The following is a 23,159-nucleotide window of genomic DNA, read 5'->3' on the forward strand; positions in this document are numbered from 1 at the left end:
AATTTTTTCAATAAAAAAAATAGTTCTTTTATTTTTGTCACAAATATTTTATGTATTGAGTTTTTTCAATTATTTACTTGTCCGGTCGTTTGTTGTATGAGTGAAAAATTATTATAGAATTTTAATTGTTTGAAACAAATATAAACGAGGTGAAATTATGAAAAAAACAATGCAGACCATTGATGGAAATACAGCAGCAACTCATGTGGCTTATGCCATGAGTGAAGTTGCAGCTATATATCCTATTACACCATCAAGCCCGTTGGGTGAAATCGCGGATACATGGGCATCAAAAGGCAGAAAAAATATATTCGGCCAGGTGTTGAACATTAAACAGATGCAGTCTGAAGCAGGTGCCGCAGGAGCGGTTCATGGTTCTCTTGCAGCAGGCGCTCTTACATCATCCTTTACCGCATCCCAGGGACTTTTGCTTAAAATACCCAATATGTATAAAATTGCCGGCGAGCTGCTTCCTTGTGTTTTTCATGTAACTGCCCGTGCTATTTCAGGTCATGCACTTTCCATTTTCGGTGATCACCAGGATGTCATGGCTGTTCGTCAGACAGGGTTTGCCATGCTTGCTTCCAACTCTGTCCAGGAAGCACAGGACATGGCGTTGGTTGCCCATCTGGCAACTGTTGAGGGCCGGGTTCCATTTGTTCATTTTTATGATGGATTCAGAACTTCCCATGAAATCCAGAAGATAGAAATGATTGATTATAAAGACATGGCATCCTTGTTTAATTATGAGGCTTACAAGGCATTTAAAAGTCGTGCCGTAAATCCTGAACACCCGGATACCAGAGGAACAGCCCAGAATCCTGACATTTATTTTCAGGGCAGAGAAGCTGCCAATTCATATTATCTTAAAATTCCTGCTATTGTAAAAGATTACATGAAGAAGGTCAGTGATCTGACAGGTCGCGAATACAGCCTGTTTGATTATGTGGGAGATCCCGAAGCCGACCGGGTGATTGTGGCCATGGGTTCCGGTTGCGAAGCCATTGAAGAATCCATTAATCAGCTCAATGCACAGGGCGAAAGACTTGGACTTGTCAAGGTTCGTCTATACAGGCCCTTTGACACACAAAGCTTTTTAAGAGCCCTTCCGTCAACTGTTGAAACCATAACGGTTCTTGACAGGACCAAGGAACCTGGTGCCATTGGCGATCCTTTGTATACTGATGTGTGTACCGCATTCATGGAATACGGTGAAAGTCCCAAGATTGTCGGCGGCAGATATGGTCTTTCCTCCAAAGAATTTAACCCGAACATGATCAAGGCTGTTTTTGATAATATGAAATCTGTTCAGCCGAAAAATCATTTTACAGTGGGGATTATTGACGATGTCACCCATACCTCTCTGGATGTAAAAACCGGTTTTAACCCTGCACCAAAAGGAACAATTGCCGCTAAATTCTGGGGCCTGGGTGCTGATGGAACCGTTGGTGCAAACCAGAGCGCCATTGCCATTATCGGTGACAACACAGACAAGTATGCTCAAGGATACTTTGCCTATGATTCAAAAAAATCAGGGGGATTGACGGTTTCCCATTTAAGATTCGGTGATGTGCCAATTCAGTCAACCTATCTGATTGATGATTCTGATTTTGTAGCCTGCCATAAATCCAATTATGTGGAAATTTATGATGTCCTCAAGGGATTAAAAGAAGGGGGAACCTTTCTTCTTAATTCTCCATGGTCTATTGAAGACATGGAAAACTATATTCCGGGTGATGTACGAAAAACCATTTATGATAAAAAGATCAAATTTTTTAATATTGATGCGGTTAAAATCGCCGGGGAAGTGGGTCTGGGCGGCAGGATCAACATGATCATGCAGACCTGTTTTTTCAAGCTTGCCAATGTTCTTCCTGTGGATGAAGCCATCAGTCTTCTCAAGGAAGATATAAACGTCATGTTCGGCAAAAAGGGTGAAAAAATTGTCAACATGAATATTGAAGCGGTTGATAAAACTCTTGACAACCTTGTTGAAATCACTGTTCCGGAATCCTGGAAAGAAGGGGTAAGCCAAGAAAAAACTGTTGAAAAGACCACACCCTTTGTGGATAACGTCATGAAAAAAATCAGTGCCCAAGGCGGAGATGATCTTCCTGTAAGTGCGTTTGCCCCGGACGGCGTTTTTGAACAGGGAACGGCCCAGTATGAAAAAAGAGGCGTGGCCATAAGTGTTCCTGAATGGATTGCTGAAAATTGTATTCAGTGCAACCAATGTGCTTTTGTATGTCCACATGCAGCAATTATTCCAATTGTTGTTACAGATGAAGAACTTGCCAATGCACCTGAAAATTTTGTTACGGTTGACGGCAAAGGCAAAGGAATGGACGCATATAAATTCAGAATCCAGGTCAATCCCTTGGATTGTCTGGGGTGTGGAAATTGTGCGGATATCTGTCCTGCCAAAACTCCTGCTCTTGAGATGAAACCTCTTGCCAGCCAGATTGAAGGCCAGGTGGAAAATCATAAATTTTCCAAAACCATTCCGTTTAAAACCGATATTCTTAAAAGAGAAACCGTTAAGGGAAGCCAGATGTATCAACCCCTTCTTGAGTTCTCCGGTGCATGTGCAGGATGTGGTGAAACACCTTATGTGAAATTATTGACCCAGCTTTTCGGTGAAAGAATGACCATTGCCAATGCAACAGGATGCTCATCCATCTGGGGAGGATCAGCCCCTTCAACTCCGTATTGCACCAATGCAGACGGTGAAGGTCCGGCATATGCAAGCTCTTTGTTTGAAGATGCTGCAGAATTTGGCTATGGCATGATGCTGGCAACGTCTACCAGAAGAAAAGTTCTGGCAGCCAAGATGGAACAGGCTCTTGAAACCGATATATCTTCAGACCTGAAAGATGCATTAAAAGGCTGGCTTGCAGGAAAAGACGATGCAGAAGAATCCAAAAAATATGCGTTTGCTTTAAAGACCATGTTAAAGGATTCTGCTGAAGGCGTCTTAAAAGATATCTATGATGAAAAAGATGTGTTTGTAAAAAAATCCCACTGGGTTTTTGGCGGTGACGGCTGGGCATATGATATTGGATTCGGCGGTTTGGATCATGTCCTTGCCTCGGGAGAAGATATCAATATTCTGGTTTTGGATACTGAGGTTTATTCCAATACAGGTGGTCAGTCTTCCAAAGCAACACCAACCGGTGCCATTGCCAAATATGCTGCCTCGGGTAAGAAAATCGGCAAAAAAGACCTTGGCCGCATGATCATGAGCTACGGATATGTCTATGTTGCGTCCATCTCCATGGGGGCCAACAAGAATCAGACCATGAAAGCCCTGCTTGAAGCGGAAAAATATCCCGGCCCCTCTCTGGTTATCTGTTATGCCCCCTGTATTAACCAGGGCATCAGAAAAGGCATGGGCAAATCCCAGCTTGAAGGAAAACTGGCGGTTGAATCCGGTTACTGGCCATTATACAGGTATAACCCTGAACTGATCAAAGAAGGAAAAAATCCTTTTACACTTGATTCAAAAGCGCCTGACGGAACTTTGCAGGAATTTCTTGGCGGCGAAACCAGGTTTGCAGCCCTTGAAAAGAGTTTCCCTGAAGAATCAAAACGCCTGAGAGCTAAAATTGAAGAAGAGGTAACTGATAAATACACCATGTATAAAATGATGACAGCTACCGAAGAAAACGAAAAAGAGTAGTTTAATCAGATAAGCAGTGTCTTAAAACAGGCCGGAATTAAAATTTCCGGCCTGTTTTTATTTTTATAAACCCTTGCCGTCTGATGATAGGGGAAAAATAGTATTTTGATTGATTTCTATGGAATATCCTCGATTATAATTAAATTTAATTAATATCGTTTAAATAAAATTAATTGATTGTATACGGTTGTATATGTCATTGTTCTGCGAACCCCGTCATTACGATTCATATCAGTTTATTTAACGGCAATCAGCCATTCTGGTATGAAAATTGATTTAACCTTTACGACTGAGATTTGTTTGTATATGATGCCGAAACTTCGGCTTAAAAATGCAACTTTCGGAGTTGGTAAAATTTTGGTGGGGTCATTGGTAGGGTCAGAAAGTTGAGTTAAAAATGTATTAATGGAAATAAAATATGGTTACAAAAAAATTTGTTTTTATATTGTTTTTTACCGGCATTATTTTGGCCCTGTTGGTGAATAGTGTTTTTGCTTCAAATTCAGGCAGTAATACCCAAAAGAGGTTTTCCATGACCCTGCCGGACATTCAAGTTGTAAAAGGGATTGTGAAGCATGGAGATACGGCATCATCCCTGTTGAATAAATATCTTCCGTTACAAACAATATACGAGATCAGCAGGCGCAGTTCAGATGGTTTTACATTGGCCCATATCAGGAAAGGTCAGCCATACAAAATTATTTTGAAGGAAAACAATCTGGTCGGATTTGAATATGAGATAGATAAAAACGACCGGCTGGTCATTCAAAAAAACAAAGATATATTTTCAATTGATCAGGTGCCTATAGAATATGATGTGATTCTTGAGATGGTCTCTTCCACCATTACCTCCAGTTTGTTTGAAGCCGTTAAAAAATCAGGAGAAGGAATCCAACTGGCATTGAGCCTGTCGGATATTTTTGCCTGGGACATTGATTTTATAAGAGATATCCAACCCGGAGACCAGTTTAAAATTCTTGTGGAAAAACGTTATAGAAATGGTAAATCAGCCGGTTACGGGCAAATTCATGCCGCCTTTTTTACCAATAACGGCACTCTGTTTAAAGCTTTTTTGCACAAGGATTCGAAAGGAATACCCGGATATTATGACGAGAATGGAAATAGTCTTCAAAAAGCATTTTTAAAGGCTCCTCTTGCATTTTCACGTATTTCATCCAAATTTACCAAAAAAAGAATGCATCCCATTTTAAAAGAGTATCGCTCCCATCCTGGAGTGGATTATGCCGCTCCAAAGGGGACACCCATTAAAACAGTTGGAGATGGTGTTATAACTCAAATCGGTTATAACAAGGGAATGGGAAATTATATCAACATTCGTCATTACAATGGATATATCACCAGTTATAATCATATGAGCAAATTTGCCAAAGGCATGAAGCAAAACAAACAGGTACTCCAGGGGGATGTGATCGGATATGTTGGGATGACCGGGTATGCTACAGGTCCACACCTGGATTTTCGCATGAAGAAAAATGGAAAACTGATTGACCCGCTCAAGCACAGACCACCATCTGAAAAACCTGTCAATCCGGATGAAATGGATCGATTTCTGGCAAAAATACAAAAATTATCAGCAAAAATCTTAATGGTGTTCAAGCCTGGTGCATCAGCTAAAACCCCGACATAAAAAATTTATGTGATCTTGATTTTATCCATAAGCGGATAAGTCAAAAGAAAAACCTTTGCTTGATTTTACTGTTTTTACGGTGCAGGATAGCATAATATATTTCACCATGACCCATTAATTTAATGGTATGGGGTTTTTGTTTTTGACTTATAATATCAAACTATTATGGTAAATATACAATTGCAATGGAGAGGTAACAATGTCAAAGGAATCCATCAATCAATGGTTTGAAAATAGTTTTAAAGCTTTTGCCTGCAACAAAGCTGTTACATTTTTTCGGAATGGAGAAATGGAAACGCAATTGACCTATGATCAATTGCATAATGATATTAATCATTTTTCAAATTTTTTATCCGCTAAAGGTCTTAAAAAAGGAGACCGGGTTATTCTGCTGCTTGAAAAATCAGTGATTAATGTTGTGGCCTGTGTTGCCTTGTTAAAAATTGGCGCTGTGGTTGTTCCCCTGAATTCCGGGTTTAAAAAAAATGAACTCAATTACCTGCTCAAGGATTCAAAAGCTGCAATGGTCCTTGCGGGTTTGGATAAAAAAGAATTGATAGAAGAGATTTATCCTTGTGCTATTTTTTTGCAAATTCCAACCCATCTGCCCTATGAAGACCTTGAATTTTTCAGATCCTGCCCCCAGTCTTTTTTACGTCCAAAATTGTCACAAAGTGATCCTGGTTTGATTATTTACACGTCAGGCACAACCGGAAACCCGAAAGGTGCTGTCTTAAGCCACGGCAACCTGGTTTGTGATGCCGGAAATGTTATTTCGATCTGGGATATCACTCAAAAAGATGTGGTTTGCCATGCTCTTCCCCTGTTTCATGTACACGGGCTGTGCTTTGCACTTTTCACAGCTTTGCTCAGCGGTTCCCATGTTATGATGCTGGACAGTTTTACCCCGGAAACGGTCCAGCAAAGATTATCGTCAAAAGATCCTGAAGACACATGCAGTATATTTATGGCTGTGCCTGCCATGTATACCAGGTTATTGGATTTTGTTGAGGGGAAAAAAGTTGAAAAGAAAAAAAATGATTTTTCCCATATGCGATTATGGACTTCAGGTTCAGCACCCCTTTTGGAAAAAGAGTTTGATAGGATAACAAGGATATGTGGAAAAAATCCGGTTGAAAGAGAAGGCATGTCGGAAACCGGGATGAATTTTTCAAATCCGTTAAATGGCAGGAAGAAACCGGGCAGCATTGGTCTTCCCTTGCCTGGAGTGACTGTGAGAATTGTGAATCCTGAAACCTGTGAGGATGTAACTTCCGGTGAAGTAGGTGAAATATGGTTGAAAAGTTTGTCCATCACAAAAGGATACTGGGAAAAGCCGGTTGAAACAGCAGATACGTTTCAGGACGGATGGTTTAAGACCGGTGATCTGGGAAAAAAAGATAAGGACGGATATTATTATCTGACAGATCGGATAAAGCATTTGATTATAACCGGCGGTGAGAATGTTTCCGCCAAAGAAGTTGAAACGGTTATAAATCAGTTGGAAGGGGTTAAGGAAGCCGCTGTTGTGGGAATACCCGATGAAAAATGGGGTGAAAAAGTGGTGGCTCTGGTTGAAAAATACCCCGGGGTTGAATTGAGCGAATCCAAAATAAAAGCTGTCTGCAAAGAACAGCTGCACAACTTAAAGTGCCCCAAAAAAATTATGTTTTCAGACCATATTCCTAAAAACACCATGGGCAAGGTTTTAAAGGAAAAAGTGAAACAGTTTTTTTATTCTTATTAAAAAGTTTTGACTTTTTAAGTCATATTAAAGATGATAAGGAAAAATCAGCAAACTTCTTTTACAGGAGCGTAACCTATTATGATAGAGATGCGGTTCCGTGTGCCATATGTCTAAGCGTAAGCAAATTTTTTATGAGGCCTCCCAAGTTCCTGACAGGGTTGTTTCTCAAAGGACAATGCTCTGGAACAAGACAGGTGTAAAAAGATATATGCGGCCGGTTTACCGCCGGTTGACACCGCCCTGTAATAATGCCTGCCCTGCTGGAAATGATATTGAAGGTTTTATTCGGCTTGCAGAGAAAAAAGATTTTTTTGGCGCGTTAAAATTAATCAAAGAAGAAAATCCCTTTTCAGGGGTTTGCGGCAGGGTTTGTTTTCACTCTTGCGAAAACGCATGTAACAGAGGTCAATATGACCATTCCGTTGCCATCCATGCTATTGAGCGATTTGTTTCAGATCATGGCATGAAAGATTTTAAGCCTCAAAAACTTTTTTCTTCGTCCGGCAAGCGGGTGGCTGTTGTCGGTTCAGGGCCTGCCGGTCTTTCATGTGCTTATCATCTGGCACGGTTTGGACATGCCGTCACAGTATTTGAAAAAAATGATAAACCCGGCGGCATCCTCAGATATGGCATACCAGAATACCGGCTTCCCAAGGATATTCTGGATCTTGAAATTGCAGATATCGTGGGTCTCGGGGTTGAAATAGACTGTAAGACAACCATTGGCAAAGATATTTCGTGGAATAAACTCAATGAATTTGATGCTGTTTTTATTGCCACAGGCTGTTACAAGGAAAAACAAATATTTGATGTAAAAAAAGGCGTCAAAGGTTTTTTTTCGTCTTTAAGTTATTTGAGAAAAACTGTTAAAAAAGAGCTTAAAAAATCCGGCAGAATAACCGCAGTGATCGGGGGAGATAATGCCGCCATAGCTTGTGCAAGAACAGCTCTTCGCTTTGGCAGCAGTGTGACGCTCTTCTATCAAGGTACCCGAGATAAGATGCCGGCTTTTGAAGAAGATATTTTGGATGCTCAAAAAGAAGGGGTTGAATTTCAATTTCTGGTTCATCCTGTGGATCTTATTGTAAAATGGGGAAAGGTAAAAGAGCTGAAATTGGAAAAAACAACCCTTGGTAATCCGGATAGTACCGGTAGAAAAAGTATTGAACCTGTTCCAGGCTCTGAATTTTCCTTTAAAACAGACATGGTAATCACCGCTATGGATAAGACGGCTGATTTTGACCTGCTGCCTCAATCATTAAATCCTGATTCATCAAATCCTGATTTATTAAAAATCAAAATTGATGAATTTGGAAGAACATCTCTTGAAAAAGTTTTTGCAGGTGGGTGTGCGGCCTCAAATGAATACAATATTGATGAATACAATATAGCCGAAGCCATTGGTTCGGGAAAATCAACTGCCTGTGCAATTGATGCAAGTTTGTCAGGACAAGATATCAATGAGATTAAGGATCAAATTTGTATCGGCAATACTCAAAGGGTATCGGCAATCAGATATTGTGCCGTAAAATCAGTAGCAAAACCCCAAAATATTTTAAAGAATGTGGTTTTGTTTGAGGATATCAATACAGCTTATTTTGACCGGAAAGCAAGATCCGGAGAAGAAAAACTCAATGTTCAGGAAAGATTGAAAGGGTTTGATGAAGTCTGTAAATCTTTGTCATTGAGTTCAGCTTTGGCTGAAACAGAAAGATGTTTTCACTGCGGCGTATGCATGGAATGTGATAATTGTGTAAAATTTTGTCCGGATATGTCCGTTATCAAACGGGAAAAAGCATCAGGATATGATATTGACCTTGATTATTGCAAGGGTTGCGGTATTTGCGTCAATGAATGTCCACGATCTGCAATGTCAATGGAGAAAGAGATATGAAAAGGGTACTCACGGGAAACAATTCAGCCTGCTGGGGTATCCGGCTTTCCAGGGTGAAAATGATTGCAGCCTATCCTATTCCCACTCAGGTTCATATTATGAAAGAATTATCAATCATGTGCAAAGACAGCAGCCTTGATGCCCGGTTTTTGCAGTTGGAGTCTGAACATTCAGCCCTGGCAGCTGTGATTGCCTCCCAGACAACCGGGATCAGATCCTTTATTGCCTGTTCTTTAAACAGCCTGTCACACATGCATGATCTGCTTTACCGGGCTGCAGGTGCAAAGCTACCCATAGTCATGCTCACTGTAAACAAGGCCCTGGAATCGGGAGGGCATATAGGGTCAGACCAGGCAGACGCCCTGATCCAGCGGGATACCGGTTGGATACAGATGTATGTTGAGAATAACCAGGAAGTCCTGGATTCTGTGATCCAGGCCTACAGGATTGCAGAAAAAGTGCATCTACCGGTTATGATCTGTTATGACGCCTTGTTTTCAGGCCATATCTGTGAGCCGGTAGATATTCCGGACCAGGATGAAGCAGATGCCTTTTTGCCATCCTATGAGCCTGAATTTTTTCTGGATCCCAAAAATCCTAAATCGTTTTATTCGCAACTCTTGCCGGATAATTACATGGACATGCTTTATCAACTTCAGACGGCGCACGACAAGGCTCTTGATATCATTGATGAGACAGGAAAATCGTTCAAAAAAATTTTGGGACGATCCTGCGGAGTTGTGGAAAACATTGAGTGCAAAGATGCCCAGATTGTTCTTGTTGTTCACGGAGCTATGACTTGCCCGGCAAGGCATATTTTAAAGCATATGAGAAAAAAAGGACAAAAGATTGGTGTTTTGAAAATAAGAATTTTTCGGCCTTTTCCTGTAACTGCAGTTCAGACGGCACTTCAAGGCTGTAAAAAAGTTATTGTCATTGATAAAAATTATTCTCTGGGCAAAGGCGGTATTTTTGCCGATGAATTAAAAAGTGCCATGTCAGCCGTTCCAGATGCCCCTCTGGTGTATTCTTATATTGCAGGGCTTAAGGAAAAAAATATTGCATTGGAGGATATCAGGGAGATGATCAATGAAACCATAAGCCGTGATACTCCTCCAAGCCGTTCAGTATGGAAAGGTTTAAAACAATGAAACAAGGATTTGTTCATGGTGAATTAATGATGCCCGGTCATCTGGCCTGCCAAGGATGCGGGGGCACTCTTGTCATGAAGCATGCACTTGAGGCCATAGGTCCCAATATGGTTCTTGTCATACCAGCCTGCTGCTGGACTGTTATTCCCGGAAATTTTCCGTCTTCCGCCTTGAATGTTGCTGTTCTGCACACAGCGGCTGCAACATCCGGTGCTGCTGCATCCGGTATCAGGGCTGCTCTTGACGTAAAAGGCATGCATGATACAAAAATTCTTGTTTTTGCAGGAAATGGCGAAACCTTTGATAACGGCCTTCAGTCCCTTTCCGGAGCTGCGGAAAGAAATGATGATATTATTTATATCTGCTATGATACTGGGGCATGTATGAACACTGTTGTTCAAAGATCTTTGGCCACATGTCAAAATGTTTGTGAAACAAAATCTTCTTTGTCTCAACCAAAATCCAAAAATAAAAAAAATATGATCCGAATAATGTCCGGTCATAAAATACCTTATTGCGCCACTGCTAATATTGCGTTCCCGGATGATCTGTACCGGAAAGTCAAAAATGCCGCAGACATAAAAGGCACATGTTTTATCCATGTTCTTTCTGCCTGCCCTTCCGGGTGGAAAATACCGCCTGAAAAAGCCGTTGAAATATCACGGCTTGCCACCTGCTCAAAAGCATTTCCCCTTTATGAAGTTTTTAACGGTGAAGAATATAGGATCACCATGGAACCGGATGAAGTTTTAGTGGAAGATTATCTGCAACAACAAGGACGGTTCAGACATCTGAAAGAAGAAGATTTGGACATCATTCAGGAAAGGGTGGATTACGAGTGGAAAATCCTGCTTCAAAGATCCATGATAGAGCCGTTTCGAATAAATTTTTGAATATTTTGTTACTTAAGTTTAAAAATAGTTACAAGCGTTATATTTTATCTGTATTCATTCAAAAAATGTTCATTAAAATTTCAGGAATTTTTTCTTCATAAGCCACATTCATGTCAGAAACTGGTTTTTCCCCAAAATCAACCAGGACCATGCCGGAAAATTTTTGGGATTTATAGACTTCCACCCTGAAAAGAGTCCCTTTTTTATCAATGGAAAATTGCTTAAGAATATTTCTTTTTAAAATCGTCATACCCGATTCATTGGTAATCTCTGGTTTTGTAAACCCGATAACATTGACCCTATGGCCTTTTAAACTTTTGACCATAAATTCATCCTTCACGGTCACACTATTTCCAAAGGGCACGGTTTTATGGACTCCGTCAACAATCATATCAATGGCATCAAGGCTGAAATCATAATCAAAATATTGGGGATATAAATGCGTGAGCTGACGGTTTCCGTGAAATACACGGTATTCATTCCCCGAAGTCACAATGGTCATGAGCGGATTATTGACCTGGAACTCAAGAACACTGTTTTTTTTCAAAGGAATATAGTTTAAGCGGTTTCTGACATTTTCGATTTTCAAGAGAATTTTCCGGTTGTTCAAAGCCACTTGAATATTGTCATCAATGGCGGTTTTAATATGGCGTTCAGACAACTTAAAATTTCGTTTAAATTTAATGCCGGCCTGGTTAAAAAACGATTCAATGGCCAATAGATGGTAATAGGCCCGTTTGGCTGTGGGAAAAGATTTGCTGGCTTCCACACCAAAGGCGGACTTGTGGTTTTTGATGGCAAAATAAGTCAGGGTTTTTGCCATTTCTTCATTGCCTTTTTGAGTTTTTGTATTGTTTAAATTAAAGTGTTCATTTTGATTTAACAGATGGTTGTTGACATGGGCCACTGTTTTTTTTGCAATAAGTGTGAGATTTGAAAATGTACCGGAGTTCACACGTTCCTGGTCAATGATGATGCACTGGCCCCACCGGTTCTGATTGTGAAGAATGTCATGATAGGTGTTCCTATAAAACCCCGAGCCATCGTGAAGGTTTAAAACAAGATCCACTTTGGGATCAATAATCAACTTTTTTATTTTCTCAATGGTATGATATTCGGGATCTTTGGGATGAAGCTTGTCAAATTTTCTGTTCAGATCGCCGTAAACCCCTCGGGAGCGTTTGATAATACTCAAAAAATTCAAATTGGGTACTACCCAGACATTACCGGATAAAATATCATAATGTGTAACAATAAGGGAGGCTGCATTAAACCCTCCGGGTTCGTCTCCCTGGATGCCGCCGATAATCAAAAGGGTATGGCCGTCAACCCCGGATTCCAGTTTGTGAACGGAAAACCCCAAGTCAGGAATTGATGATGCAAAACTGCTGTTGCCTGTCAAACAGCCGAATACGCTCAAAAAAAACAGGACGCACCAATATCTTTTAATTTTATACAACTTTGATATGCCAGGGTTCAAATCTTACACCAATGTTGTTATCGCGTTCGTATCTGAATTTTAAATAACCAAGATTTATCAATTTTTTATACACCTTGGTCTGTATAAACCGTTCCGTAAAATTATGGATGCCGTATCCTTTTTTTCCCACGTCAAAATCCCCGATACCATGAAAGGAATATCCAGGTGGAGCAAGAGATCTGGAAGCCATGGAAAGGTTTCCGCAGCTTGCCGAAGCCTTGTTTAAAAACAGCAAAAACTGTTTCATAACGCTGCGGACGCCTGATGTCAGAATAACGTCATCACCGACTTTTTTTTTGATCTGGTTGTAAAGCTCAATGGGCTTACCTCGGTAAAGATAATTTCCAGTTGCCGGGATTTTCTTGACTTTCTTTTTAATGATTTTTTCAGTAATGGTTTTGATGGGTTTTTCACCCATAAATCCATACTCATTTACCCGGGAATAAAAAATCATTTCAAAAAACTCCAGTTCTTTTTTTGAAAAACTGCCAATGGCTGAATAAGATTTTCCAATCCGTATGGCATCGTCAAAATTCAAAAGGCAGAAATTTGCATAACCAACTATTTTCTGCATCTTTATCAGGCGGGCCAGAGAAGCATCTAAAACAGGGAAAAGTTTTTTATCAAGAAAAATATCTTCATCATAGACTTTGTTAAAAAGCCGTTTCTTTAACAATTGATCTTTAATATGGGAATCAAACTGATTGGAATGATCTTCAACAGCCCCGGATGTACTTGCAAACACAATGGGTCTGGCTGTCATTGTCAAAAAAAAAGCAGCCTGTTTTAAAAATGTTCTTCTATGCATTCGTCCATATCTTAACGGCAATCCAAGATTAATACTTCTGTATTATAAAATATGCCATTTGGATAAAGTAATATAATTTCTCATAAGCTTCAAGGTGAAATCCAATAGGGCTGCAAAATCACAATGGCCGATGTCGTTATCAAGACTCATGATTAGTAATACATGGGTAAATAATTATCACATCATAAGAATTTATAAAGATTAAAGATTGTACCTGTCAAATTTCCTTGCATAATAACCCTCTCACGTTTATCATATTGACTAATTTTTAACATTTTTTTTGAGTATTATACCTTATGTCAAAAGGCAATATATGAACAATTCAAAGAATAATAAAAACATGTGATGAAAAAAAACAAACTTCTGCTATATATAATGTTCGCGGTAGTTTGCGGTATCTGGCTGATATCGTTTTCTCATTTCCGGGAAGATTTTTTAGGACAATTTTATTATATGCCGTTTCTTGGGGTTATTGCAGCTACCATAGCCAACACAACACCTGCTGCAGCGGGAATCGTTTATTTTCCCGTGTTGACCCGCTTACAGATAAGTCCTGTAACAGCCGTTCAGTTCAGCCTGATTATTCAGGCATACGGCATGGGGCTTGGAACCTTTAAATGGTATCTTGTCAATAAAAGACTGTTCATGGCCAATGTTATGCCGTTATGCCTGTCAGGCGGTGTTCTTGGTATCATAATCAGCATTGTTTTCATTCCAATGAAAAATCCTGAATTGTTGAGTCTGACATTTAACACCATCAGTTTTATAGTGACCCAGGTTATATTTTTTTCAATTCTTTTCAGACGCACTTACCCTAATTTTACCATTAATTTAAATCTTCTTAATATGATTGTTTTGTTTACCTTCTCATTGGTGGGCGGACTTGTTTCCGGTTGGATCGGATTCGGCATTGACACAATGTTTTATTTCCTTTTAACTTTTATTTTTAAAATTAATCCCGCCATAGCCATTGTCACAAGTATTTCCATTATGGCCGCCGTATCTGTTGCAGGCACGGTACTCAATATTATTTTTAACCAGGTTCCCCTGTCTTTGTGGTATTCGGCCGTACCGGGAGTTACAATCGCAGGATTGTTTTTTGCCTCCTATTTTGCCGTTAAAATCGGTGCGAGAAATATTCTTATATTGTTTGCTTTTCTTTTGAGCGTGGATTTTTTTATGGCTTTCTGGACCCAGCAAACCATACCAATGAACCAGACATTTAAACTGATTTTTACTTATATTCTTGTTCTTTATTTGCTTGTGATACATGTGAAAATATTTAAACAAAGTTATAAAAAAATCAATCCGGAAATAGGAAAATTCAAGTCTGATCAAGGTTGAATTTGATCCGAATAACAGGTTTGATTTGCTGTTTAATGAAAAACATTGCCGTATCAAAATGGAAAAAATCATGATGAAGAATCTTAAAAAAGTATTATTGCCCATGGGTTTGTTTTTATTTTTATTGAATCCACCTTGTTTCGGGCAGCAGTTTTTCAGGGATATAAAAACGGTTAAAATATCTGTCATTGAAAACGAACATATCCATAATATGGCAAGAAAAACCGTTCGTGCCGTTTATGAAAAAATAGGTATTGAGGTTATATTTTGTGAGTTGCCTGCCAGACGGGCTTTGGAATGGGCCAATGCCGGAAAAACAGACGGTGACCTGGCTCGAATTGATGGAACTGAAAAAAAATTTACGAATTTGATTAAAATTTTAACTCCGGTCACAACCTTTAAAGGCGTTGTCTTTACTAAAAAAATAAAGACAAACATTCAGTCCTGGAATGACTTGAAAGGGTTGAGTGTCGGCATCATTGCCGGGATTCGCTATTCTGATATCGGCACAAAGGGATTGGACCGCATTCAGGCAAAAGATATGACCCATCTTATGACCCTGCTTTTCCTGGACCGCCTTGAGGTTGCAATAGCAGATCTTGATTCCGGACAAATTGAAATAAAGAAAAATTTTCCAGAATCAAAAATTCATACTATTGGTCGCCCGCTTGACTCAGCGCCATTATTTCATTTTATTCACAAAAAAAACAAAGGTCTTGTTCCCAGGTTTGAATCAGCACTTCGGGATATGCTGAAGAGCGGACAGATTGATTTAATTAGAAAAAAAGTACTGCAGGAGGTATTGTTTTGATCAAGAGCAAGATGGGGTATAAGCTTGTAGTATCAATTGTCTTGTTCAGTTCAGTGATTACGCTTATTGCAACAGGCTTGCAGATTTTCATGGACTATCGTGTTGAAATAGACAGGGTCAACAACTACGAAACCATGATCAGGAAAAGTTATCTGAAAAGCATTGTCACAAGTGTCTGGGTGTATGATGACCAGCAGATTCAAACACAACTCAACGGCATCCTTCAACTGCCGGATATGGAGCATCTTGAGATCCTTTCGGATACGGGTGCGGGCTGGGGTGTGGGACACAGAGCATCAAAAAATAATTTAAATTATGAGTTCCCCTTGTTGTATTCGTACAAAGGTGAAGATGTAAAAATCGGAACCCTGCATGCGGTTGTAAGTCTTGATAATATTTACGCACGCCTGATCAAAAAAGCCATTACCATTTTGATAAGTAATGCGGTCAAAACATTTCTTGTATCAGGATTCATATTGTTGATATTTCAATATTTGCTTACCCGTCACCTTTATTCTCTTTCCAGGTGGATGAGGCATCTTGATATCGGTAAATCCTTTGAAAAATTCCAACTGAACCGAAAACCTGACAAGTCAGGCCAAAACGATGAATTGGATGAACTTGTTCTATCAATAAACCAGATGCAGGACAATTTGAAAAATTATTTTGGTGATTTAATTAAAAGTGAAAAAAAATATAAGATACTCATTGAAAATATACCAATCAAGGTCTTTCATAAAGACATAGAATCTGTTTATGTTGCATGCAATATAAATTATGCCGTGGATTTGAACATTCAACCGGATCAGATAGCCGGAAAAACAGATTTTGATTTTTTTTCAAAAGAGCTGGCAAAAAAATATCTGTCCGATGATAAACGCATAATCAAGTCAGAAAAGATTGAGTCCTTTGAAGATCAATATATTTATCCGGGCGGTAATAAAATTATTGTCCAGTCAATAAAAGCGCCTGTTCGGGATGAAGACAATAAAGTCATTGGTTTGATTGGTGCGTTGATTGATTTAACGGAGCTGGAAAAGGCCAAAACCGACCTTAAAAAAAGCGAGGAAAGATTCATTAGGTTAATGGAAGGTTTGCAGAAAACCCATTTTTTTTTCAGCCAGGATACCCAGGGTAATTTTACATACCTGAGTCCATCCATCAAAGATGTTCTGGGATATAGTGAAGAAAATTTTTTAACACATTATACCCGGTATTTAACGGATAATACAATAAACAAAGAAGCTATTCGGTTGTCTGAAATGGCGGTTAAAGGCTTAAAACAATTGCCCTATGAAATCGAACTCTTCCACAACAACGGCACCATCCGTCAGCTCCAGGTGACTGAAGCCCCTGTTTTTGATACTCATGGAAAAGTCGTTTCTATTGAAGGCATGGCCCATGATGTCACTGAAATTAAAAAAATTGAAACTCAACTTCGCCAGGCTCAGAAAATGGAAGCCATTGGGACTTTGGCCGGAGGGATTGCACATGATTTTAATAATATCCTCAGCCTGGTTTTAGGATATGCCGAAATGATCCTGGATGATGCCCCCAAAGGATCAATAATCAAAAAAAATACGGAAAATATTCTGACAGCAGGACACAGGGCAAAAGATATGGTAAAACAAATTCTTGCGTTCAGTCGTCAATCCGATTTGGAGTGTATCCCCTTTCAACCTGCCGTCATAGTAAAAGAAGCATTTAAAATGATTCGTCATTCCATCCCGACCACCATAGACATTCAAGAGGATATTGATCCGAACTGTGATTTGATTATGGCAAGCCCGGCCCAGGTTCATCAAATCGTAATGAATCTGTCTACCAATGCTTTTCATGCCATGGAACAGACAGGCGGCTGTATTTTTATCTCTCTGAAAAACCGGAAAATTGATGTTAAAGACGTTATCCGCAATGAAACCGGGCTATTACAAGGGCAATTTATTGAATTAATCATTAAAGATACAGGGCCTGGAATTGATCCTGCGATTCAAGATAAAATATTTAATCCATACTTTACAACAAAAGAAATTGGTAAAGGGACAGGTATGGGCCTGGCAATTGTTCATGGTATTGTCCAAAGCTATGGAGGGGCAATCACAATTGAAAGCAACAAAAGTGAAGGCGCTGCTTTTCATGTGTTTTTTCCTGCAACAAAAAGTAAAATCACAGCAGAAGATACAAATGAACCTGTTCAAAAAGGATCTGAAAGAATCTTATTGGTGGATGATGAAGAAGAACTGCTTAATATGACGGCAGATATGCTCAAAAGATTAGGATACAAGGTTACGGCAAGGCAAAGCAGTATTGAAGCTTTGAAAATCTTTAAAAATAAACCAGACCGGTTTGATCTTATAATAACTGATCAGACCATGCCCGTAATGACGGGTGCAAACCTTGCACAACAAATGATGCAAATCAGACCGGATATTCGTGTTATTTTGTGTACCGGATACAGCTCAATCCTTTCTAAAACCCAGGCCATGGAAATGGGAATTAAGCAATTTGTATTAAAACCTGTTACACAAAAAGAGATTGCCGGTTTGATCCGAAAGGTTCTGGATGCTTCCTGACAACTGTTTTTTTTAACATATCCGTTTAATAATAGACAATACGATGATGATATTTGTTGAAATTCACTATCCATACCAGAAGATATAATTCTTGTTTTTTTTACAATCTGCGTTAATATTCAACTTCATTTGAATTGGAGGGTCTGATCACAAGACCCCCATTAGTTTATTGTTATCAAGCCTGAATTAGAATTGATAAGTTAAAGGAAAATATGAAACGAATTTGTGTGTTTTGCGGATCAAGCCCCGGGTCAGAGCCGGAATATATTGAAATGGCGGTACAACTGGGAAAAGAACTTTCAAAAAATAAAATAGGACTCGTTTACGGGGGCGGAAGTGTCGGAATGATGGGTGTTCTTGCCGATTCAGTCGTAAAAGCCGGAGGTGAGGTCACAGGCGTTATCACAAAAAAGCTGTTTGAAATGGAAGTGGCTTTTACCGAGTTGTCTGATTTAAGAGTCGTGGAAACCATGCACGAGAGGAAAGCTATGATGGCAGAGCTTTCAGATGGATTTATAGCCCTGCCGGGCGGGTTTGGCACCATGGATGAAATATTTGAAATACTTACCTGGTCTCAGCTCAATATTCTTCAAAAGCCCTGCGGTTTTTTGAATGTAAAAGGGTATTATAATAAATTGATTGATTTTATTGATCACATGATTTTACATGATTTTATTAACAAAGCCTGCAGGACTATTGTACAAGTGGACGAACACCCGACAAGCCTTCTGGAAAAATTTCAAAATTATTCGCCGTTATCAGACGATAAAGGTGAATGGGCTAAAAAAATGGCTGGCAATGAATAACAAAACAAATAACACAATGAATACAACAGATATGGATACAAAAAAGGTTAATATGTTTGATAGTCAATGCATGGATATTGATACGCTTGAAACGGCCAGCCAGTTGTTTTTTCAAATTTTCGGAAGCCGAAAGCTTTTGGGCGAACAATTTTTCATTGATCTGGTTTCTGCTGATTTAGTTTTTACCGATCTGGGTTTTGCCAATCTGGACGGTGAGCCGAAAAAAAAATTGTTTGAAACGCTTTTGATAAGATGCGGATATGAAAACAATTTCCCCGGTTTTTTTCAGGCTGTTTGTTTACAGATAAGCCGTCGGGAAAAAAATGAAATCATCATCAACAATATTCGAATTCCCAACCTTTATCTGTACCAACTGCTGGAAATCCTTGTGCCGGGAAACCATCTGTATTCTGTAAAAACCATTGATCAACTTGAACAAATTGCATGGGTCAGGGCAAATGATAAATTAAAACTCCAGGAAGTGATTGATCAGTTTCCGGTACGGCTTTCCGACCATGTGATTCGCCAGTCCCTGGTGTCGGACGGCATTGCAAAACAGTATCTGCCGTTTGCAGAAGAGCTTGATCCAACAGGCCATACCATTACCTTTGACGGCCATTTCAAGGCGGGGGTATTGGAACAGATGTACCGCAACCGCGTTATTTTTCTTCTGGATATGAGCTGTCCTGTCTATTGCAGGTTCTGTTTTAGAAAGCATAAAAGTACCCGCAAAGAAAAAACTCCGACACCCGAAGATGTTCTGGCTGCCGTTGATCATGTAAAAAACCATTCTGAAATCAAAGAAATACTGATCACCGGCGGAGAGCCTTTGCTCAACAAGCTAAATCTTGAAACCGCCATCAACTCCTTGATGACGATTGACCATGTTCAAACCATCCGTATTGCCACCCGGTCTGTTGCCTATTATCCGGAACTTTTTTTAAAAAACAACAAGGAATATATCCGATACCTTCTGGACAAAAACACCCAATGCATGGCCCATGGCAAACGCATTGAGATAGGGCTGCATTTTGTTCATCCTGACGAGGTTTCCATTCAATGTCTTGACATCATATCGAAATTTGTTAAAAATGGAATTCAGGTCTATCTTCAGACGCCTTTTTTAAACGGGTTGAACACGGATGGAAAGACTTTGGCTACGTTGTTCACCCTGTTAAGACAGGCCGGGGTAAAAATTTATTATATTTTTACGCCCTGCCATACCATCCACGGAACAAAGGAATACTGGACACCTATTTCACAGGCTTTTGAAGCGTTGAAGTACCTGCGGGCAAACGTGTCTGACCGGTGTATTCCCAAATTGTGTACGGCAACTTCTTTGGGGAAAATCGAGTGGCATACCAGCGGATGGGCAGTTGAAACAGATAAGACAGATGAGAACTACACCTGGATCAGAACCCCTTATACACCCGCCTACTTTGATGCCTTTGTTTCCGACACTTCGTCAATGCCGGATTTCAGGGTTAATGATGAAGGAACCCTTGACGCAAAGTTTTTGCTCAACATGGGCGATGACCGTTTGATTGCGGGCAAAAGACCTTGTGACAAAGCTTTGCTGAAAACAGCGGAACCTGATGTAACTTTTGAACAGATAGAAGATATTTGTTCCTGCCTGCTGACTGCCCGACCATTGCCTGCTGCCGGCATTGACCGGACACCGTCGAAATTGATCTGTCGTACACATAAAACCAGGGTTGAAATGTATCCGGGGTCAGACGCAGACGATAGTGTATTTGAATACATTCAGCAAAATTCCGACATCACGGATGTGGTGATTCACTTGCAAAATGACGGTTCATTATCTGTGGAAAAATCCATAAAAGAAACAGGTTGCGTGGTTAAACGGCTGAAAACTTTTGCTCATATTGTATGTATCAGGATCTGCTGCCTGCAGTTTAATCGTCAGCCACAGATTTTTACAACAAAGCTTATTGATACAATATCCCAATGGTGTGACTTTTCAATTGCCGATCCAGTAAGAATCGAGATTGAAGCCTGGTTTATGCTGCCCCAAGAAATTGGTGACCTGCATGGACAAATTGCAAAAAAATTGATTCAAAAAGGCGTGAACATATATGCCAATGTCCCGTTGATCCGGGGGGTCAATGATCGGCCCGAAATTCTTGAAATTCTTGCCCACAAGCTGAGACATGCGGCCATAGAGTTTCATCACATGTATGTGGCAGGTCTTGATATCCAAAAAAAGTTCAATGCGGATCAGCCTGTTGACGCACAGCAGGTCATTGATATTGCCTCCAGAATTCGAAAAGAGTGTTCAGGAAGGCAAATTCCGTTATATATGGTTCAAACTCCTTTGGGAGATGTTGATTTTGACTTCCGGGATTTTATCTCTGAACTATGAGATTCTGTCAACTTTGATATTAAGAATTCTTGCAATCCGTTTTGCCATGTCAAATGTATGTATCTTGCAAAGACTTTTTTGGGAGTTCAAAACTATATTTTTTTATGGTCCCTTCGTCAAATGCACAACAGTATTTCTTCCTTGTCGCTTGGCTTCATATAATTTTTTATCTGCTTCCTTTATCATGTCTTCTATACTTTTGTGACCATCAAATTCACACAATCCTGCACTTATGGTTATGGTCTCACCTACTGTAAACTGATAATTTTCAATGGTAGAACAAAGTTTTACGGCCAATGCCTTAGTTCCACTCAAATCGGTTTCAGGGCACATCACTAAAAATTCTTCTCCACCCCATCTGCCAACAATATCTGTCGATCGTAAAGTGTTTTTCATTAATTGTGATATTTCATAAAGCACAGAATCCCCTGCTTGATGGCCATAGGTGTCATTGATTTTTTTAAACCAATCTATGTCAATCATGATGAGTGAAAAACTATTTTTGTATCGAATTGCACGCTTCCATTCTTTTTCCAATTCATTATTAATCTTATGGCGATTTGGTAATTTTGTGAGTTGATCTGTTATAGAAAGCAATTCAAGCTTTTCATTTATAGTTTGCAATTCTATATTTTTATTATACAACTCATTTTCTGTGAACTGTTCGATATCAGTGGCTATTGTACCAATTTCATTGTTTGGATATTCATAGCCAGAGTCATGATCGCAATTGCCTGTAACAATAGCATTAACACTCTTTTTAAGCTCAATTAACGGCACAATAAATCGTTTGCTTAATGAAGCGCTTAAAACCCAGGCAAGTAAAACGGCTACAACGCCGATGATTAAAATACTGACAAATGTTTGCAGGATAATCGGCTTGATAATTTCTCTTTTATCCACTACTGTTATAATAATCCACCCAATGTTGTCAATTCGGCTGTAGCAAGCGAGTTTATAAGTATCCTTCAGTTTATAGCTAAACTCCCCATTTTTTTTATCAAACTTTACTGAAGAATTGATTATATCCGAGACGGTTTTGCTTAAAACTGAATTTTCATGATGTATAAGTATTTTCCCATCCGGTTTTACTGCAAAGCTATAAGATGATTCGTAGTTCTCCCCTCGTTTTTTCAATAAATTTGCAACCGTATCAATAGAGCAATCAATCGATATAACCCCATTAATTTTATTTTCAACATCAACCAACACCTTGCTGATAGAAACCAACCACTCCTTAGTTTTTATTTCTTTATAGGGCAGCCCGCCTGAAATGTCTGGTGCGGATTTTATTGCCTCTTGATACCAGGGGCGAACAACTGAATTATAGCCTTCCGGAGGTGTATAGTTATTTATCAACAAAGAACCATTCTTATAGCCTGAATAAATATAATTGATATCAGGATCAGCAATTTCAAGAGATTTGTATAAATTCAATATATCTTGAAGATCGTTTGCTCCAAGCGAAGGGGCATTTTGAATTTTTCTATTACTTGCTAAAAATTGAACGGCATTGTGAATTTTGGTAAAATAACCGGCTATAAAATAATTTACAGCTTGATTTCTTTGCCTGATAACAACATAAGCATTAGAAATGCCGGCATAGTAAAGAAAACTCGACGATAAAATGCTGAATATTATTAATATTGAACATGAAAGGATTATACTGCTTTTGAATAATTCTTTTCTGATAGTCATTTTGTTTGCACTATTAATCCCCTCGTTTTTTTATCATGGTATTTTTCCATGCTCACAAAAATAAAACAAATTAACGTGATTAAAACTTTTTTTCAAGAAATGATTTTGTTGATTCTCGGTTTGCTAATAATTTTTATAATCCATAAGTTTTCATAAAAAATTGTTAGACTCAAGCTTATAAAGGCCTTTACATATAAAATATATATTGATACTCACTCATTTGTGATTATTCGTATATATCGCA

14 protein-coding genes are annotated in these 23,159 nt (G+C 39.3%); 11 read left to right on the forward strand and 3 right to left on the reverse strand.

From position 1 onward, the window contains the following. Positions 1-157: 157 nt before the first annotated feature. From nifJ to BLT94_RS17760, 6 genes are all read left to right on the forward strand, one after another. On the forward strand, positions 158-3,679 hold the full coding sequence (gene nifJ, locus BLT94_RS17735) for a pyruvate:ferredoxin (flavodoxin) oxidoreductase (protein WP_092237031.1): 3,522 nt from the start codon (positions 158-160) through the stop codon (positions 3,677-3,679). 418 nt (positions 3,680-4,097) lie between these two features. Next, complete coding sequence (locus BLT94_RS17740) at positions 4,098-5,327, forward strand: M23 family metallopeptidase (RefSeq protein ID WP_092237034.1); 1,230 nt, start codon at positions 4,098-4,100, stop codon at positions 5,325-5,327. Between the two features lie 199 nt (positions 5,328-5,526). Beyond that, the gene (locus tag BLT94_RS17745; protein ID WP_092237036.1) at positions 5,527-7,074 is read left to right on the forward strand and encodes a class I adenylate-forming enzyme family protein; all 1,548 of its coding nucleotides are present in this window, start codon (positions 5,527-5,529) and stop codon (positions 7,072-7,074) included. A 106-nt stretch (positions 7,075-7,180) separates the two neighbouring features. Then, complete coding sequence (locus tag BLT94_RS17750; protein WP_139169062.1) at positions 7,181-8,968, forward strand: FAD-dependent oxidoreductase; 1,788 nt, start codon at positions 7,181-7,183, stop codon at positions 8,966-8,968. Continuing rightward, positions 8,965-10,119 carry a pyruvate ferredoxin oxidoreductase gene (gene porA, locus BLT94_RS17755; protein ID WP_175530402.1) on the forward strand — a complete coding sequence of 385 codons (1,155 nt, stop codon included), beginning with the start codon at positions 8,965-8,967 and terminating at the stop codon, positions 10,117-10,119. Before BLT94_RS17750 ends, porA begins: the two co-directional genes overlap by 4 nt. Beyond that, on the forward strand, positions 10,116-11,012 hold the full coding sequence (locus BLT94_RS17760) for a thiamine pyrophosphate-dependent enzyme (protein ID WP_092237044.1): 897 nt from the start codon (positions 10,116-10,118) through the stop codon (positions 11,010-11,012). Before porA ends, BLT94_RS17760 begins: the two co-directional genes overlap by 4 nt. A gap of 58 nt (positions 11,013-11,070) precedes the next feature. Here the strand turns inward: BLT94_RS17760 and BLT94_RS17765 are convergent, their stop codons facing one another. Together BLT94_RS17765 and BLT94_RS17770 are read right to left on the reverse strand one after the other, a co-directional pair. Further along, entirely contained in the window at positions 11,071-12,432 is a 1,362-nt protein-coding gene (locus tag BLT94_RS17765) for a M14 family metallopeptidase (protein ID WP_217641248.1), read from the reverse strand. Positions 12,433-12,463: 31 nt separating this feature from the next. Beyond that, a complete protein-coding gene (locus BLT94_RS17770) occupies positions 12,464-13,300 on the reverse strand; it encodes a M15 family metallopeptidase (RefSeq protein WP_092237048.1) in 837 nt (278 codons plus the stop codon). Between the two features lie 375 nt (positions 13,301-13,675). Here BLT94_RS17770 and BLT94_RS17775 point away from each other — a divergent pair, with 375 nt between their 5' ends. The 5 genes from BLT94_RS17775 to BLT94_RS17795 all read left to right on the forward strand — a co-directional run bounded on the left by BLT94_RS17775 (position 13,676) and on the right by BLT94_RS17795 (position 21,217). Then, on the forward strand, positions 13,676-14,644 hold the full coding sequence (locus BLT94_RS17775) for a sulfite exporter TauE/SafE family protein (protein WP_245743173.1): 969 nt from the start codon (positions 13,676-13,678) through the stop codon (positions 14,642-14,644). 70 nt (positions 14,645-14,714) lie between these two features. After that, entirely contained in the window at positions 14,715-15,455 is a 741-nt protein-coding gene (locus BLT94_RS17780; RefSeq protein WP_175530403.1) for a substrate-binding periplasmic protein, read from the forward strand. After that, the gene (locus BLT94_RS17785) at positions 15,452-18,028 is read left to right on the forward strand and encodes a PAS domain S-box protein (RefSeq protein ID WP_092237057.1); all 2,577 of its coding nucleotides are present in this window, start codon (positions 15,452-15,454) and stop codon (positions 18,026-18,028) included. The genes BLT94_RS17780 and BLT94_RS17785 overlap by 4 nt, the downstream gene beginning before the upstream one ends. 212 nt (positions 18,029-18,240) lie before the next feature. Continuing rightward, positions 18,241-18,834: an LOG family protein gene (locus BLT94_RS17790; protein WP_014959426.1), complete on the forward strand. Its 594-nt coding sequence runs from the start codon at positions 18,241-18,243 to the stop codon at positions 18,832-18,834. After that, complete coding sequence (locus BLT94_RS17795; RefSeq protein WP_092237060.1) at positions 18,827-21,217, forward strand: radical SAM protein; 2,391 nt, start codon at positions 18,827-18,829, stop codon at positions 21,215-21,217. The genes BLT94_RS17790 and BLT94_RS17795 overlap by 8 nt, the downstream gene beginning before the upstream one ends. A 102-nt stretch (positions 21,218-21,319) precedes the next feature. Here BLT94_RS17795 and BLT94_RS17800 read toward each other — a convergent pair whose 3' ends face one another. Beyond that, complete coding sequence (locus BLT94_RS17800; protein ID WP_092237064.1) at positions 21,320-22,915, reverse strand: sensor domain-containing diguanylate cyclase; 1,596 nt, start codon at positions 22,913-22,915, stop codon at positions 21,320-21,322. Positions 22,916-23,159 lie beyond the last annotated feature (244 nt).

Source organism: Desulfobacula phenolica (assembly GCF_900105645.1).
Classification (GTDB): domain Bacteria; phylum Desulfobacterota; class Desulfobacteria; order Desulfobacterales; family Desulfobacteraceae; genus Desulfobacula; species Desulfobacula toluolica.

Coding starts and splice junctions, on each gene's coding strand:
- BLT94_RS17770 (WP_092237048.1), bottom strand. CDS start 13,300: ATGCATAGAAGAACATTTTTAAAACAGGCTGCTTTTTTTTTGACAATG.
- BLT94_RS17740 (WP_092237034.1), top strand. CDS start 4,098: ATGGTTACAAAAAAATTTGTTTTTATATTGTTTTTTACCGGCATTATT.
- BLT94_RS17760 (WP_092237044.1), top strand. CDS start 10,116: ATGAAACAAGGATTTGTTCATGGTGAATTAATGATGCCCGGTCATCTG.
- BLT94_RS17775 (WP_245743173.1), top strand. CDS start 13,676: ATGTTCGCGGTAGTTTGCGGTATCTGGCTGATATCGTTTTCTCATTTC.
- BLT94_RS17750 (WP_139169062.1), top strand. CDS start 7,181: ATGTCTAAGCGTAAGCAAATTTTTTATGAGGCCTCCCAAGTTCCTGAC.
- porA (WP_175530402.1), top strand. CDS start 8,965: ATGAAAAGGGTACTCACGGGAAACAATTCAGCCTGCTGGGGTATCCGG.
- nifJ (WP_092237031.1), top strand. CDS start 158: ATGAAAAAAACAATGCAGACCATTGATGGAAATACAGCAGCAACTCAT.
- BLT94_RS17780 (WP_175530403.1), top strand. CDS start 14,715: ATGATGAAGAATCTTAAAAAAGTATTATTGCCCATGGGTTTGTTTTTA.
- BLT94_RS17795 (WP_092237060.1), top strand. CDS start 18,827: ATGAATAACAAAACAAATAACACAATGAATACAACAGATATGGATACA.
- BLT94_RS17790 (WP_014959426.1), top strand. CDS start 18,241: ATGAAACGAATTTGTGTGTTTTGCGGATCAAGCCCCGGGTCAGAGCCG.
- BLT94_RS17800 (WP_092237064.1), bottom strand. CDS start 22,915: ATGACTATCAGAAAAGAATTATTCAAAAGCAGTATAATCCTTTCATGT.
- BLT94_RS17745 (WP_092237036.1), top strand. CDS start 5,527: ATGTCAAAGGAATCCATCAATCAATGGTTTGAAAATAGTTTTAAAGCT.